13 protein-coding genes are annotated in these 15587 nt (G+C 36.5%); 8 read left to right on the top strand and 5 right to left on the bottom strand.

Going from position 1 to position 15587, the window contains the following annotated elements; all coding sequences use genetic code 11:
- The first annotated feature begins 29 nt into the window (after nucleotides 1-29).
- From RNZ47_RS07935 to RNZ47_RS07915, 5 genes are all read left to right on the top strand, one after another.
- Complete coding sequence (locus RNZ47_RS07935; RefSeq protein ID WP_311938609.1) at nucleotides 30-1475, top strand: dicarboxylate/amino acid:cation symporter; 1446 nt, start codon at nucleotides 30-32, stop codon at nucleotides 1473-1475.
- Between the two features lie 65 nt (nucleotides 1476-1540).
- Complete coding sequence (gshB, locus tag RNZ47_RS07930; protein WP_311938607.1) at nucleotides 1541-2581, top strand: glutathione synthase; 1041 nt, start codon at nucleotides 1541-1543, stop codon at nucleotides 2579-2581.
- 60 nt (nucleotides 2582-2641) lie between these two features.
- Nucleotides 2642-3466 (top strand): sulfurtransferase, encoded by an 825-nt coding sequence (locus RNZ47_RS07925; RefSeq protein ID WP_311938605.1) that lies wholly within the window; start codon nucleotides 2642-2644, stop codon nucleotides 3464-3466.
- Nucleotides 3467-3469: 3 nt separating this feature from the next.
- Nucleotides 3470-4297: an N-formylglutamate amidohydrolase gene (locus tag RNZ47_RS07920; RefSeq protein WP_311938603.1), complete on the top strand. Its 828-nt coding sequence runs from the start codon at nucleotides 3470-3472 to the stop codon at nucleotides 4295-4297.
- A gap of 13 nt (nucleotides 4298-4310) precedes the next feature.
- On the top strand, nucleotides 4311-5468 hold the full coding sequence (locus RNZ47_RS07915; RefSeq protein WP_311938601.1) for a peptidase MATCAP family protein: 1158 nt from the start codon (nucleotides 4311-4313) through the stop codon (nucleotides 5466-5468).
- Between the two features lie 29 nt (nucleotides 5469-5497).
- Here the strand turns inward: RNZ47_RS07915 and RNZ47_RS07910 are convergent, their stop codons facing one another.
- The 4 genes from RNZ47_RS07910 to htpG all read right to left on the bottom strand — a co-directional run bounded on the left by RNZ47_RS07910 (nucleotide 5498) and on the right by htpG (nucleotide 9996).
- Nucleotides 5498-5809 (bottom strand): hypothetical protein, encoded by a 312-nt coding sequence (locus RNZ47_RS07910; protein ID WP_311938599.1) that lies wholly within the window; start codon nucleotides 5807-5809, stop codon nucleotides 5498-5500.
- Between the two features lie 162 nt (nucleotides 5810-5971).
- Nucleotides 5972-6649 (bottom strand): tRNA (guanosine(37)-N1)-methyltransferase TrmD, encoded by a 678-nt coding sequence (trmD, locus tag RNZ47_RS07905; RefSeq protein WP_311938597.1) that lies wholly within the window; start codon nucleotides 6647-6649, stop codon nucleotides 5972-5974.
- Nucleotides 6650-6899: 250 nt separating this feature from the next.
- Nucleotides 6900-7820, bottom strand: coding sequence for a glycosyltransferase (locus tag RNZ47_RS07900; RefSeq protein ID WP_311938595.1), 921 nt, complete (start codon nucleotides 7818-7820; stop codon nucleotides 6900-6902).
- A 265-nt stretch (nucleotides 7821-8085) separates the two neighbouring features.
- Nucleotides 8086-9996 (bottom strand): molecular chaperone HtpG, encoded by a 1911-nt coding sequence (gene htpG, locus RNZ47_RS07895; protein ID WP_311938593.1) that lies wholly within the window; start codon nucleotides 9994-9996, stop codon nucleotides 8086-8088.
- A 293-nt stretch (nucleotides 9997-10289) separates the two neighbouring features.
- Here htpG and RNZ47_RS07890 point away from each other — a divergent pair, with 293 nt between their 5' ends.
- Both RNZ47_RS07890 and fsa read left to right on the top strand, forming a co-directional pair.
- On the top strand, nucleotides 10290-11294 hold the full coding sequence (locus RNZ47_RS07890; RefSeq protein WP_311938591.1) for a 3-oxoacyl-ACP synthase III family protein: 1005 nt from the start codon (nucleotides 10290-10292) through the stop codon (nucleotides 11292-11294).
- 169 nt (nucleotides 11295-11463) lie between these two features.
- Nucleotides 11464-12117, top strand: a complete 654-nt coding sequence (fsa, locus tag RNZ47_RS07885) for a fructose-6-phosphate aldolase (RefSeq protein WP_311938589.1) — start codon at nucleotides 11464-11466, stop codon at nucleotides 12115-12117.
- 121 nt (nucleotides 12118-12238) lie between these two features.
- On the opposite strand, the gene RNZ47_RS07880 is transcribed toward fsa, so the two are convergent.
- Nucleotides 12239-13660 (bottom strand): TlpA family protein disulfide reductase, encoded by a 1422-nt coding sequence (locus tag RNZ47_RS07880; RefSeq protein WP_311938587.1) that lies wholly within the window; start codon nucleotides 13658-13660, stop codon nucleotides 12239-12241.
- A 200-nt stretch (nucleotides 13661-13860) separates the two neighbouring features.
- Here RNZ47_RS07880 and RNZ47_RS07875 point away from each other — a divergent pair, with 200 nt between their 5' ends.
- On the top strand, nucleotides 13861-15486 hold the full coding sequence (locus tag RNZ47_RS07875; protein WP_311938585.1) for an ABC-F family ATP-binding cassette domain-containing protein: 1626 nt from the start codon (nucleotides 13861-13863) through the stop codon (nucleotides 15484-15486).
- The last annotated feature ends 101 nt before the right edge of the window (nucleotides 15487-15587 follow it).

The raw sequence follows: 15587 nt of genomic DNA, 5'->3' as shown, positions 1-15587 counted from the left end.
CTCTTGCTTAAAGAGGCTGAAAAAAACTTATGAAGAAACTCGCGCTGCATTGGAAGATTATTATAGGAATGGTTTTAGGAATCATTTGGGCTTTATTATCGAGCACCATGGGTTGGAGTGCATTTACTATTAATTGGATAGACCCCTTTGGAACCATTTTTATTAATTTATTAAAACTCATTGCGGTACCATTGGTTTTATTTTCTATTATAAGTGGCGTAGCAAATATTGGCGACCCTTCAAGTTTGGGAAGAATGGGAGGAAAGACCCTAGGGATTTATCTTCTCACAACGTTATTGGCAGTTACATTGGGTTTGGTTTTGGTAAATATTATAAAACCAGGAAAACTTATTGATGAAGAAAGTAGAATTGATAACAGGATAAGTTATGAGATTTGGGCAGATTCCCAAGGTTACGAAATTAAAGATGGCATCAATTATTTACAAAAAGAAGATTTTTTTGAACGTGCCCAAGAGATTTCGGAACTAACAAAAAGCGAACTTCAAGAAGCGGCTGTATCCGATAAATTGGAGATAGTAAAAAAGAAAAAAGAAACAACGCCACTACAGCCATTGGTAGACATTGTTCCAAGTAACTTCTTTTATTCATTATCCAATAATGGGTTAATGTTACAGATTATATTCTTCGCTGTGTTTTTTGGTGTTTGTTTATTGTTTATTCCTAATGATAAATCAGATCCTGTTTTAAATCTTGTGGACGGAATTAACGAGGTTTTTCTAAAAATGGTAGATGTTGTTATGCAAGCAGCGCCATTTTTTGTATTTGCTTTGTTAGCAGGGGTTGTAAGTAAAATGGCAGGGGATGATATTGGTAAGGTTGTTGAAATATTTAAAGGCCTTAGTTGGTATTCGCTCACGGTTTTAGCAGGATTATTACTAATGATATTTGTCGTATACCCTATGATTCTCAAATTGTTTGTTAAGAAAATTCCATATGTTGGCTTTTTCAAATCAATGAGTCCTGCTCAAACTTTAGCATTTTCAACGTCTAGTAGCGCAGCAACGTTACCTGTAACTATGGAGTGTGTTGAGCAAAACTTAGGCGTTAATAAAAAGATAAGCAGTTTTGTGTTACCAATTGGTGCGACTGTTAATATGGACGGAACGAGCTTGTACCAAGCTATAGCTGTAGTTTTCTTAGCGCAAATACACATGATAGATTTAACCATAGCACAACAGATAACTGTAGTTTTAACGGCAACGCTAGCCTCAATTGGTTCTGCAGCTGTACCTAGTGCCGGTTTGGTTATGCTTATAATTGTATTGGATTCAGTGGGGTTAAATCCTGCTTGGATTGCCATTATTTTTCCAGTAGATCGCATTTTAGATATGTTTAGAACTGTTGTTAATGTTACCGGAGATGCTACGGTTTGCTCCATAATTGCAGATGGTGAAAACATGTTGGATTACAAAGAATTAAAAGACCCGACAGAAACTTTTGATTTAGATTCGTAAATTTTAAACCGTAGATTACTAATTAATTTTTTTAACTTTAGACAAACCGTCAAAACTCCAATAAAATGAACATTTGTTTTATAATGTACCCATGGGAAGATATTGACCCAGAAAACGACACCACATTAGCTTTAATTAAAGAATGTGTAAAACGCAAACATGGTGTTGCCATGTGTACACCGGCAAATCTAACCATTAGAAACAGCGTTACCAATGCCAGTTGTACCGTTATAAATCGAATGGACAAAACGCCATCGTCGTTAAAATCGTTTTATAATAAAGCCCAATTGCGCGAAGAAATGCTACCGCTAGCAGGATTTGATGTGATATTTTTTAGAGCAAATCCGCCGTTAGACCCCATCATGCTTAACTTTTTAGATTCGGTTAAAGACGATGTGTTTATCATGAATTCGCTTCAAGGTATGCGCGAAGCGAACAATAAACTATACACGGCTGCTTTTGGCGATGCGCACAGCAACATCATTCCGGCAACCCACGTATCGAAAAATAAAAATTACTTGATTAGGCAAATTAAAGAATCTGCCGCCGATAAAATGATATTAAAACCACTTAACGGTTTTGGAGGTTCAGGCGTTATTCTTATTGAAAAATCGGCGATGAGCAATATTAACTCGCTATTGGATTTTTATATCAATAGTAGTGGCGACGGTTCTTCAAATTACGTGATTTTACAAGATTATATTGAAGGTGCCGATGAAGGCGACATCCGTATTTTAATGCTTAACGGCGAACCTGTTGGCGCTATGAAACGGGTTCCGGGAAAAGAAGATCACCGTTCCAATGTTTCTGCTGGCGGAAGCGTGCAAAGGCATACGTTAACCAAAGCCGAAAAAGCACTGTGCAAACAAATTGGCCCTAAATTGGTAAACGACGGTCTGTTTTTTGTGGGCATTGATGTGATTGGCGGAAAACTGGTTGAAGTTAATGTGATGTCTCCCGGAGGCATAACATACATCAATAAAGTGTACAAGCTTAAAACGAAAATAGAGGAGAAGGTTGTCGATTTTTTAGAAATGAAAGTGATTGATAAACTTCAAGCTTTTGATAGACGTACACGATTGCGTAAAACAGTGCAAGACGCTTAATTAATTTGCAGTTGACGGTCGCAGTTTCAATTTTTAGTTTTCTATCATAAAACAATTAAAATGGATTCCAATATATATCTAAAAACACCCATTGTTTCAGCGGCATGGCTTCATGAAAATTTGAATGCCGAAAACCTTGTTGTTTTAGACGGCACGATTAATAAGGAGTTTCATGTTTCACAAACGCAAATTCCAAAGGCGCGTTATTTTGATATAAAAAATAAATTCAGCGATGTTTCGAATCCATTTCCAAGTGCATTTCCCTCGGTAGAACAATTTCAAAAAGAAGCCAGGGCTTTGGGCATTAATAATAATAGCGCTATTGTGATTTCAGATGATAAAGGCATCTATTCAAGTGCACGGGTTTGGTGGTTGTTTAAAGCTTTCGGACACTCCAATGTGGCGGTTTTAAATGGTGGGTTTCCGGCATGGTTAAAAGCAGGATTTCCATCGGAAACATTTAAAAATTATTCAGGTAATACCGGTGATTTTGTGTCAAAACTTCAGCCTAAAGCCATGCAATTTTTTGAGGATGTTAGTAAAGCTTCAAAAGAAAAAACACATAAAATAATCGATGCACGTTCTACGGCCCGATTTAATTGTGCAGAGCCCGAACCCAGAGTGGGCTTACGAATGGGAACGATTCCAAATTCAAAAAACATCCCGTTTAAAAATCTATTAAACGACGATGGTTTGCTAAAATCCGAAAAGGAATTACAGGATATTTTTTCAGAAGTCATTAATGAAAGGGATAAGGTAATATTTTCGTGTGGCTCGGGCATAACAGCTTGTGTTTTAGCATTGGGCGCAGAAATTTCGGGGTATAAAAACATGTCTGTTTACGATGGCTCGTGGACGGAATGGGGCACTTTGGTTAAAGAATAAATTATGCAAAAACTTCCACTTAAAGATATAATTGCCAAAATTAAAAATGAAGAGGTGTTTGAAGCCGTGTCTTCAGATTATTCGTTTACTCTAAAAATCGATAAATATGTGCCTTATGCTTGTGCGGCGATTCACGATGGGCATCAGTTTAGAAAAGAGCTTTGGCCCAATTGCATACACACCGAATACGAGCGTTGGTACGAAGAAGATCCGGAGACCAAAAACATGGTTAAATCGCATCCCATTGTTATTGCGGGCTGCGACTCGCGCTTTGAGTACGATTTAAACCGTGCGCCGGAAGCTGCCGTTTTTGATACCGCTTGGGGGAAACAGCTGTGGCACAAACCACTGTCCGAAGACATGAAAGATAAAAGCCTACGCAAACACAACAACTTTTACAAAGTGGTACATACTTTAATTTCGGTTTTAGAATCAAAATTCGGGTTTTGTACCGTTTACGATATGCACAGTTACAACTGGAAACGATGGGAAAGGGAGGTGCCCACATGGAATTTAGGCACTTCGAATATCGATAATAACCGTTTTGGAGAGGTTGTTGAAAATTGGCGACAAAGTTTATCGGAAATAAAATTCCCTTATGGCATACCGTCCATTTCAAAAATTAACGATACTTTTCAGGGTAACGGCTATTTTTTAAAATATGTAACCAACAACTTTAAAAATACCTTGGTTTTGGCCACCGAAATTGCCAAAGTGTATTGCCACGAATATGATTATATTGTTTATCCGGAAATCGTACGGCATACGGAAATTGAACTACTAAGGCGCATACCCAAACACGCCACAAACACGTACAATACCTTTAAATGATTGGAATTTTTATATGAAGACTGACACCGTAATTACAAAACCACTTTTGGAAATCGATAAAAGCATTGATGCGCTTGTTAAGCAAATTGAACTGCTTAGCTTTGTAAACCCAACTAATATTGAGGAAGAAAAAGCACGTTTTTTTTCATCGAAATACTTAACCCAACCTGTTTTTAAATATCCAGACATTAATTTTGACCGATTTAAACTGCACCGAAAATTATTTAAGCAGCAGATTGAACTGATTGAAGACGAGCGTATTAAAAACCTCTATGAAGATATAATCTACACCTATTCTGGCCTAATTAAATGCATCGAGACCATTGGCAGCGGTAAAAAGTTTTATTACAATAGTTTGCATTGTTTTGGAACACCCACTGAAATTGATGTTGAAAATGCGAAATATATTCTTCATTTTGAAGATGAAGATTTAGATTCACAAGCATTTGCACCAAAATACAATGCCAAAGAAGCAGAGTCTTTTTTTAGAGCCTATTCTGAGCAATACGATTTTACATATCATATAAAACATTCCGATAAAATTTCAGCCATAGCCATGGTATCGAACAATGCCAAAACCTTGGTGTTGAATACAAATCACGTGTACTCCGATAACGAAATTGCGGTACTTACCAATCATGAAATTGGCGTGCACATGGTAACCACCATGAATGGTTTATTGCATCCCTTAAAAATATTTTCACATGGTTTTCCCAATAATGAAGAAACCCAAGAAGGTTTGGCTGTTTTTGCCGAATATATGAGCAATAATTTAACGGTAACCCGCTTAAAAGAGCTGGCATATCGTGTAATTGCGGTAAACAGTTTGTCTAAAGGCTATTCGTTTTCAAAAACTTTTAGACTGCTCCATAATCAATATGATTTGGAAAAAGAAGCTGCCTATTATATTACAGTAAGGGCGCACAGAGGAGGCGGTTTTACCAAGGATTATTTATATTTAACCGGACTAAAAAAGGTTTACGATTATTATCACGCCAATAAAAATTTAAGCTTGCTGTTAACCGGTAAAGTGTCGTTGGAATATGCCGATGATATAGAATCGCTTATTGAAAAAGGGCTGGCCGTTCCTGCAAAACATATTACCGATGCTTACGCAGAAAACAGCAATACAAACAAAACCGTAGACTTTATTCTTAAAAATTTAAAGTAAGTTTTGTTTCCAATTTGCCGTAAAAACATTCAGCTTTTCTTATAAAAACCCAAGGCCAGTAAAAAGAGTCCGAGTCCAAAAACAAAAAAAGAGAACGCATTAAAAAAGGTGAGCGTGACCTGCGCATCCAATATGGCTTCGGTTCCTTTTTGTGCAGCCCAAGCATTATAAACAAAACCACCAACTAAACCAACACTGTTTAAAAGGCTTCCCACAAGTAATAATAACGATGCCACAGAGCGTTTTTTTACTACGATAATTATTGAGGCTGTAAGAACAATTAAATGCACCAAGCCATTAATAAAGCCAGCTATGGCAAATTGCCATTGTATTGTATCCATGTTTTCCATAGGTTTAATTTTAGGTTAATGTGAGTTCGATTTAAAAACCCCATTTTCGAATTAGAATTGTCAATAAATTCAACCAATGCTCAAGCTGACACGACATGTATATGCTTGATTATTACCATTCAATAAAGTTAATTATATTGAACTCACGTTGAGTTAGTCGTCCAGTAAATCGGGTCGGCGTTCTTTAGTGCGTAAATAGGCTTGTTCTTCGCGCCATTTTTCAATTTCCGGTAAGTTGCCGCTAAATAAAAGCTCGGGGACTTTCCAGCCTTTGTACTCACGTGGTTTGGTGTAAATGGGCGGCGCCAATAAGTTATCTTGAAACGAATCGGTTAGGGCAGAAGTCTCATTGCCCAAAACCCCGGGAATCAACCTTATAATGGCATCGCAAAGTACAGCAGCACCCAATTCGCCACCAGACAGCACGTAATCGCCAATAGATATTTCGCGGGTAATAAAATGGTCGCGCACACGTTGATCCACACCTTTATAATGGCCGCATAAAATAATAATGTTTCCTTTTAACGAGAGTTGATTGGCGATGCTTTGGTTTAAGGTTTCGCCGTCGGGTGTCATATAAATAACCTCGTCGTAGTTGCGTTTTGCCTTTAAAGCGGTAATGCATTTATCAATAGGCTCTACCATCATCACCATACCTGCGCCGCCACCAAATTGGGTGTCGTCGATAGATTTGTAGTTGTCTGACGTGTAATCGCGTAGGTTATGAAAATGAACTTCAACCAAACCAGCTTCAATAGCGCGTTTTAAAATAGAGGCTTCAAACGGACTTTTAAGTAATTCTGGTAAAACGGTAATAATATCGATGCGCATGGTGTCGTGTTAAGAATTGCAAAGATAATTTAATTGTTTGGGATTTTTTGAGAAGTTTTTTGAGGGTTCGTTTAACGGATTTGCATATGAAAAGTAGTGCGGAAAAAACGCAGTTACTATTCGGTTAAGCAAAAGCCGAATTTTTAAATTTTACTTATTATTTTTCTTTTCTCAATAAGCCAAATTTAAAAATTTGGCGACCTCGCAAAAGTGCCCAAGCCTTTGTTTTAGCTATGACTTGCGCTATTTTTTATATGCGTTGTTGTAAACCGTACTTTCGCACGATTTTGTCGGCTTTTCTATATCCAATTCGTAATCCAATATACTGAAATTTCGCTAAAATCTCATTCGCAAAAGTTCTTTCATTTGGTCGGAATAGAGTAGGACTTAAATCGGTATTCCATAACTCTTCGACAATTCTGTTTCCTTGTCCGTATCTCTTAAATCTCTTGTAGAAACCCACAAATCCATCTGAAAAGTCGTGGATTGCAATACTATCGAAAGCGTATGACAAATTTCCGATTTGTGAAAGTCGTAAGCCTAAATCAACATCTTCGCCACCTGCGATTGCAATTTGCTCATTAAATCCACCAATTTCATCAAATGCTTTTTTCCAAATTAGCGAGTTAGCTGTGATTAAATATTGCGGAACAAAATCGCCATTGTCATCGTAAGTTTTTAAAGGAATTAAAATTTCTTGGCTCTCGTAATATTTTGAGAGCTTGTCATTATCTAATGATTTTATATTTCCAGCATAAGCCACAGAATTATTATCAGCTTTTAAATAGCCTTTAATAATTGACTTTGTCGGGATACAATCGCTGTCATTAAAAAGCAACCATTTTCCTTTCGCAATTTTTGCGCCTTTGTTTCGGGCTGAAGCTGGTCCAACTTTTTTGCACTCAATTAATTCAATCGGTAAGCCGAATTTCATAAATTCAGTTTTCAATTCAATTCTTGGACTTGAATTGTTGTCTACAATTATAATCTCTTTCGGAAAGTCAATTTTCGAGTGAGTTTTAAAGAACTTGGTTAAATAGTTATCAATTCCTTTTTGATTGTCTTTTACAGGAATTACAATTGAAATTTCATTTTTTGTAATTCGTTCAGACGATTTTTTTTCCGTCTTCATTTCATCGTTGAAGAAGACTAATCGACTTATTAATGTCATTCGCAGTGTTTTTTGAGTATGGTTTACAACTACTTGATATGAAATCGTTTTAATGTTTTATATCTAATGTTAAACGAAGTTATCTTTTTTTTCTGACAAATTCAAGAAAATACTACAACAAAAAAACCACCCTGTTTTCACAAAGTGGTTTTGGTTACTATAAATTTTCGCGTAAACGAAAATGCTTATAGTTTTAATGTATGAGATTGCCACACTTCGACTAGCTCAGTGCAGGCAAAATGCGTCCTGGCGCAATAACGGCAACTTACTTTATCATATCGTAACTACGCTTGATAAAGTTGGTAAGCTCTTCGCCTTTAAGCAAACCTTGAGATAGTCGCGCCAAATCCAAACTTTGGTTTATTAAACGCTCTTGTTTCTTTTTGGTTTTGGTACCCAAAATGTCTCCCACTAATGGCGAGTTGGTATTTACAACCAAATTATACATTTCCGGCATGCTGCCAAACATGTTCATGCCTCCGCCACCTGTGGCTTGCATTTCTTTCATTCGGCGCATAAACTCGGGTTGCGTAATCATAAACGGAGCCGCATCACTATCCATAGGCTCTAACTGTACCACAAATTTTTCAGAAGGAATTACTTCTTTTAAAAGTGCATCTAATGTTTTGGTTTGCTCATCATCTAACTTAGAAATCTTGGTTTCGTCTTTCTGAATTATTTTATCGATATGATCGGCATCAACACGTGCAAAGGAAATATTCTCTTTCGAGGTTTCCAGCTTTTGCATTAAATGCGATACGATGGGCGAATCCAATAGCAATACCTCGTAGCCTTTGGCTTTTGCAGCCTCGATGTAGCTGTGCTGCTCGTCTTTATTAGAAGCGTAAAGGATAACTAATTTATCGTCTTTATCGGTTTGTTTTGCTTTAATCTTATTGAACAGTTCTTCGTACGTATAGTATGTGCCATCAACCGTTGGATATAACGCGAAGGCATCGGCTTTTTCAAAGAATTTTTCTTCGGAAAGCATACCGTATTCAATCACGATTTTAATATCGTTCCATTTGGCTTCAAAATCTTCACGGTTGTTATTGAACAACGATTTTAATTTATCGGCAACCTTTCTGGTGATGTACGATGAAATCTTTTTAACGGCACCATCGGCTTGTAAATACGAACGCGAAACGTTTAACGGAATATCCGGCGAATCGATAACACCACGCAACATGGTTAAAAATTCCGGTACAATACCTTCAACATTATCGGTTACAAAAACCTGGTTTTGGTACAGCTGAATTTTATCTTTTTGAATGTTTAAATCGTTCGTCATTTTCGGGAAATATAAAATCCCGGTTAAATTAAACGGATAGTCTACATTTAAGTGAATGTTAAACAAGGGCTCTTCAAATTGCATTGGGTACAACTCGCGGTAGAAATTGCTGTAATCTTCATCCTTTAAATCTGCCGGTTGCTTGGTCCATGCAGGATTCGGGTTGTTAATAATGTTGTCAACCGTAATTTGCTTGTGCGGTTCGGTGGTTTCTTTACCGTCTTTGTCTTTTGTTGTTTTAGGGGTAAAGTCGGGGTCGTTTATTTCTTTGGTTCCAAATTTAATGGGAACGGGCATAAACTTGTTGTACTTTAACAACAACTCACGAATACGTACTTCCTCTAAAAACTCTTTGTCATCGTCGGTAATATGAAGAATGATTTCCGTACCTCGTTCTTTTTTATCGGCTTCAACCAAAGTAAATTCTGGCGAGCCATCGCAGGTCCAATGCGCTGCCGGTTCATCTTTGTAAGATTTTGTGATGATTTCTACTTTTTCGGCCACCATAAAAGCGGAATAAAAACCTAAACCAAAATGACCGATAATACCGGCATCTTTAGCCGAATCTTTATATTTATCTAAAAACTCCTCGGCTCCAGAAAACGCAACTTGATTGATGTATTTTTCAACTTCATCGGCCGTCATACCCAAACCTTGGTCTATAATATGAAGTTTTTTGCCTTTTTTGTCAATTTTAACTTCAATTTGCGGATTGCCATATTCAACTTTTGCATCGCCAATATTGGTTAAATGCTTTAGTTTTAGCGTGGCATCCGTAGCGTTACTAATTAGCTCACGTAAAAATATTTCGTGATCGCTGTACAAGAATTTTTTAATGAGGGGGAAGATGTTTTCTACCGAAACATTAATATTTCCTTTTGTCATAATGATAATAATTTATTTGTCATTCCCTCGCATGTGCTGAACTCGTTTCAGTAAAGGAGGGAATCTGATTAATTTTAGTTTAAATTCACTTTGTTTTAATAGTCAACAAAAATGCCAATTGATAAAATATGACAAACTGACACAACTTTTTATTTGGAAAAAGAAAATTCCAAAAAACAGCTTAAAAATACCATATTGTTAATATTTGGAAATTGATGGTATTATTTTGTACTTTGGTTTTTCGATTAAAGCGATTCCCGTCTTAACGGGAATGACAAAAAGGATTTTTTAATATGTACAATTCAAAAATAATAGGTTTAGGAAAGTATCTTCCTGAACATGTGGTGACTAATGACGATTTATCAAAAATGATGGATACCAACGATGCGTGGATTCAAGAACGCACAGGTATAAAAGAACGCCGCTGGATTAAAGAAGGAACCGACGATACTTCGGCAATTATGGGCGCAAAAGCCTCTAAAGTGGCCATTGAGCGTTCGGGATTAACCAATGATGACATTGATTTTATCGTGTTTGCCACCATGACACCCGATTATTATTTTCCGGGGTGTGGTGTACAAATCCAAGAAATATTAGGATTAAAAAACGTAGGAGCCATTGATATTAGAAACCAATGCTCGGGCTTTGTATATGCCATTTCGGTAGCCGACCAATTTATTAAAACGGGCATGTACAAAAACATATTAGTGGTTGGTGCAGAGTACCATTCCAATGGATTGGATAAAACCACAAGAGGTCGCGGTGTTACCGTTATTTTTGGCGATGGCGCCGGCGCTTGTGTACTGTCGAGAGAAGAAGATACAACAAAAGGCATCCTTTCAACACACCTGCACAGCGAAGGGAAGTACGCCGATAAACTTATTGTGGAATCGCCAAGCATCAAGCATTGGGTACCGCAGATTTTAGAATCTGAAGAAGAAGACTTGTCTTATTTCCCCTATATGGATGGCACCTTTGTTTTTAAGCATGCCGTGGTTCGTTTTAGTGAGGTTATTATGGAAGGTTTGCAAAAAAACGGCCTACAAAAAGAGGACATCGATATGTTGATTCCGCATCAAGCCAATTTGCGCATTGCACAATTCATTCAAAAGAAATTTGCGTTACGTGATGATCAAGTCTTTAATAACATTCAAAAATATGGCAATACCACAGCAGCATCGGTAATTATTGCCCTAACCGAAGCTTGGGAAGAAGGCAAAATTAAAACTGGTGATAATGTGGTACTGGCTGCATTTGGTAGCGGATTTACCTGGGCGAGTGCCATTATAAAATGGTAAATTCAGAGCAATTTAGAAGATTTTATTGGCAAAAAGCAAAAGGATTTTTTACATACAATCCCTTAAACGGTTATATTCTGAATTGTTAATATATTTTAAGTAAATCTTCGTTCAAAGCTTTTATTTAATCGTAAATTCGCAAAAAAATTGCACAACTAAATTTATACGAATGAAATTTTTTATTGATACAGCAAATCTAAATCAGATAAAAGAAGCACAAGACCTTGGTGTACTTGACGGGGTAACAACAAATCCGTCGTTAATGGCTAAAGAAGGTATTACCGGACACGACAATATTTTAAAGCACTATGTTGATATTTGCAATATTGTTGATGGCGATGTGAGTGCCGAAGTGATTTCGACAGATTTTGAAGGGATGGTTAGAGAAGGCGAAGCTTTGGCAGAATTGCACGAGCAGATTGTTATAAAACTGCCCATGATTAAAGATGGTGTTAAGGCTTGTAAATATTTCTCTGAAAAAGGCGTAAAAACCAATGTGACTTTAGTGTTTTCACCTGGCCAAGCCTTATTGGCTGCAAAGGCTGGAGCTACTTATGTGTCGCCATTTATTGGACGTTTGGATGATATTTCTACCGATGGTTTGAACTTAATTTCAGAAATTAGACATATTTACGATAACTATAATTTTGAGACCCAAATTTTGGCAGCTTCGGTGCGCCACACCATGCACGTTATCGATTGTGCCAAATTAGGTGCAGATGTTATGACAGGTCCGTTAAGCTCAATTGAAGGTTTGTTAAAGCACCCGTTAACCGATATTGGTTTAGCCAAATTTTTAGAAGACTACAAAAAAGGAAACTAAAATACTTTAGTTTTTTCTGATATAAAAAAGCCTCAACTAATTTAAGTTGAGGCTTTTTGTTTGCAATATATTTTAGTCTGTAAGCTTTATTAAAAACCGTAAAGGTTTTAAAAACTTAGTTTTACCTATTCAATAAACCTAAAAGCTGTTCTTCAAAATTTCTAGCAAAAATATTGGTTTTGCTGTTTACTATTTTATGATCTTTATCAATTATAAAAGCTTTTGTTATGGGGTAAATGGCCAGAACTTCTTTTGATGCTTTTGGGTCCTTAAATTGGTACTGGTTTTTAAAGGTGAAGCTGTTCCGTTTTAAGGCTTTTAATGCGGAATCCATACCGTAACTGTCAACATTAATAACTATAAATTTTACCTCTGGGTACTTCGTGCTCAACTCATAAATTTTATGCTGGCTCTCTTTAAAATGGTCGTAATAGGTTTGCGACCAAAAGCAAATTACGGTTGGCGAATTTATAATGGCATCAACACTGGTTTCAGAGTTTCTCGTATCTATAAGCACCGTTTCAGGGAAGGTTTCACCGGTTTTTAAGTTATGCAACGCCTTGGCATATTGGGTAATCATTGCTTTGCCTTCAGCATTAGAACTTTTACTGATATAAAAATTAAGAATGGCATTGTTGTTTTTCTCATTCTTGCTTTTGTTTAAAAAGTTTACGGTGTAATGATGCAGTAAATCTTCTTTAATTTCATGATCAGTTACTAGGCTATCAATAAGCGCTAATCGGTCTAAATTATAACAAACGTCTGAGCTTTTAAAATGATTTTTTTCAGCGTGTTTATAATGTTCGCTAAGCGCGATATTATTAAAGTTCCAACGTAAAAACGTGCTGTAAATAAAGTAATCCTTTAGAAACGCGTCGTTGTAATCTATGTTTTTTCTGTAACTGTAAAAGTCTTTTGGCAAAGATTCCAAAATATCATTTTTGTTACCGCCGTAGTGTACAAACGGGTATATTTCTTTATTAAAATAGTAGTTATAATCTATGTTTGCCTGTGCAATTTTGTTAAACAAATCCGATGTGTCGTACTTGTTTTTAAATTTCTTAAGTTTTTTTAATTTGTTGTCTTTTATGGAATCTATTTCTTTTTGATAGTCTTCCGCATTTAACTGGCAGAATTTAAAAATCTGTTTTTCTTCTATTTCGTTTCTTAAAAACTCATTGATTAAATAGTTGTTCTTTTTGGCGCCTTCGCCAGTGTAAACCAACGATTCGTCAAACTCTAAGGTGTTTAGCCTAAACATAATGCTGTCTTTTGGTTCTAATAAAACCATTTGAAATTCGCCACCATGTTTAAAATTATAAAGTCCCGGTTGTAAATTATCCACTTTGTAAATAAATCTGTTATTGCCATCAAGTTTAATCGTATCTATAATACGTTTTGATTTTGACAGCACCACATAATTATTGTTTGCGTTAATAATTTCACCACCAAAAAAAGCATAATCACCATTATCTTTGGCGTAATCTTTTTTACAACCCAGTAGTGTGATTGCAATAAGCAGTGTATAATAATAGAATTTCATAGTCCCCTTCGAAAAAAATATTTTAGCGTAAATGCTATATGTAACAAAAATATAGCTTGTATTTATAAACTGCTGTTAAGGCGTTGTTAAATATTATACTACAAGGATTTTACATGGGCAACTACAGTTTAAAAATAAGTTAAGTATGTTTCGTCTTACGGTTAAGATTTTATACTTTTGCAAAAAATTAAATACAAACTATGTTATCAGTTTCTAACTTATCAGTGCAATTCGGGAAGCGTGTACTTTTTGATGAAGTAAATACCACCTTTAATAATGGTAATTGCTATGGCATTATTGGCGCAAATGGTTCTGGAAAATCCACTTTTTTAAAGATTATTTCCGGTAAGATGGATCCTACATCCGGACACGTGTCTTTAGAGGCTGGTAAGCGTATGTCGGTTTTGGAGCAAAACCATAATTTATATGATGAGCATACCGTTTTGGAAACCGTTTTAATGGGGAACAAACCCTTATTTAAAATAAAGACTGAAATTGATGCATTATATGCGGATTATACCGATGAAAATGCTGAGAAAATTGGAGAGCTTCAAGTGCAATTTGAAGAAATGAATGGTTGGAATGCCGATAGTGATGCCGCTTCAATGCTATCAAACTTGGGTATTAAAGAAGAATTTCACTATACTTTAATGGCTGATTTAGACGGAAAGCAAAAAGTACGTGTGTTATTGGCACAGGCACTTTTTGGGAACCCGGATGTGTTGATTATGGATGAGCCTACCAACGACTTGGATTACGAAACCATTTCTTGGTTGGAAAATTTCTTGGCGAATTACGAAAACTGTGTTATTGTGGTGTCTCACGACCGTCACTTTTTGGATGCCGTTTGTACCCATATTTCTGATATTGATTTCGGAAAAATAAATCATTATTCAGGAAACTACACCTTTTGGTACGAGTCGTCTCAATTGGCCGCAAGACAGTACGCGCAACAAAACAAAAAAGCTGAAGAAAAGAAAAAGGAACTGGAAGAATTTATTCGTCGTTTTTCTGCCAATGTTGCAAAAAGCAAACAGGCCACCAGCAGAAAGAAAATGATTGAAAAGCTGAATATAGCTGATATCAGACGAACAAGCCGTCGTTATCCAGCCATTATTTTTGAACGCGATAGAGAAGCTGGCGATCAAATACTAAATATTACTGGTTTAGCAGCATCTACAGATGGCGAAGTGTTATTTAAAGACATCGACCTTAATTTGAATAAAGGCGAAAAAGTGGTTGTTTTTTCAAGGGATTCCAGAGCTACAACGGCATTTTATCAAATATTAAACAATAAAGAAAAGGCCGATGCCGGTAAATTTGCATGGGGCGTTACCACAACGCAATCCTATTTACCATTGGATAACAGCGAATATTTCAACAACGATTTAACACTTATTGATTGGTTACGCCAATGGGCACAAACCGAAGAAGAGCGCGAAGAAGTAAATATTCGAGGGTTTTTGGGTAAAATGATTTTTAGCGGCGAAGAGGCATTTAAAAAATCATCGGTATTATCCGGAGGCGAAAAAGTGCGTTGTATGCTTAGTAAAATGATGATGACCAGAGCTAATGTTTTAATGCTCGATGAGCCCACAAACCATTTGGATTTAGAGAGTATTACGGCGTTTAACAATTCGCTTAAAAACTTTAAAGGCACCGTATTGTTTACAACGCATGACCATGAGTTTGCACAAACCGTGGGTAATAGGGTAGTGGAATTAACACCAAATGGCATTATAGACAGGCACACCACTTTTGATGAGTACATGCAAGATCCTAAAATAAAGGAACTGCGTAATAAAATGTATGCCGTAACTGTTTAATTTATTTGGGCGTTACCACTCCCGAAATAGTGGGAGGTGAGCTCCAACATTAAGTTTGTGGTGAGCGCAGTTGAACCGTCAATGCTAAGGCATCACACAAC

Origin of the sequence: Hwangdonia seohaensis (genome assembly GCF_031932625.1) — a bacterium.
Taxonomy (GTDB): domain Bacteria; phylum Bacteroidota; class Bacteroidia; order Flavobacteriales; family Flavobacteriaceae; genus Hwangdonia; species Hwangdonia seohaensis.
Note: the sequence above shows the minus strand (reverse complement) of the source record. Positions and strands in the feature narration are given on the sequence as shown.

Bases quoted from the DNA above. Each gene is read 5' to 3' on its own strand.
- RNZ47_RS07935 (WP_311938609.1), top strand. From the start codon at position 30: ATGAAGAAACTCGCGCTGCATTGGAAGATTATTATAGGAATGGTTTTA.
- gshB (WP_311938607.1), top strand. From the start codon at position 1,541: ATGAACATTTGTTTTATAATGTACCCATGGGAAGATATTGACCCAGAA.
- RNZ47_RS07925 (WP_311938605.1), top strand. From the start codon at position 2,642: ATGGATTCCAATATATATCTAAAAACACCCATTGTTTCAGCGGCATGG.
- RNZ47_RS07920 (WP_311938603.1), top strand. From the start codon at position 3,470: ATGCAAAAACTTCCACTTAAAGATATAATTGCCAAAATTAAAAATGAA.
- RNZ47_RS07915 (WP_311938601.1), top strand. From the start codon at position 4,311: ATGAAGACTGACACCGTAATTACAAAACCACTTTTGGAAATCGATAAA.
- RNZ47_RS07910 (WP_311938599.1), bottom strand. From the start codon at position 5,809: ATGGATACAATACAATGGCAATTTGCCATAGCTGGCTTTATTAATGGC.
- trmD (WP_311938597.1), bottom strand. From the start codon at position 6,649: ATGCGCATCGATATTATTACCGTTTTACCAGAATTACTTAAAAGTCCG.
- RNZ47_RS07900 (WP_311938595.1), bottom strand. From the start codon at position 7,820: ATGACATTAATAAGTCGATTAGTCTTCTTCAACGATGAAATGAAGACG.
- htpG (WP_311938593.1), bottom strand. From the start codon at position 9,996: ATGACAAAAGGAAATATTAATGTTTCGGTAGAAAACATCTTCCCCCTC.
- RNZ47_RS07890 (WP_311938591.1), top strand. From the start codon at position 10,290: ATGTACAATTCAAAAATAATAGGTTTAGGAAAGTATCTTCCTGAACAT.
- fsa (WP_311938589.1), top strand. From the start codon at position 11,464: ATGAAATTTTTTATTGATACAGCAAATCTAAATCAGATAAAAGAAGCA.
- RNZ47_RS07880 (WP_311938587.1), bottom strand. From the start codon at position 13,660: ATGAAATTCTATTATTATACACTGCTTATTGCAATCACACTACTGGGT.
- RNZ47_RS07875 (WP_311938585.1), top strand. From the start codon at position 13,861: ATGTTATCAGTTTCTAACTTATCAGTGCAATTCGGGAAGCGTGTACTT.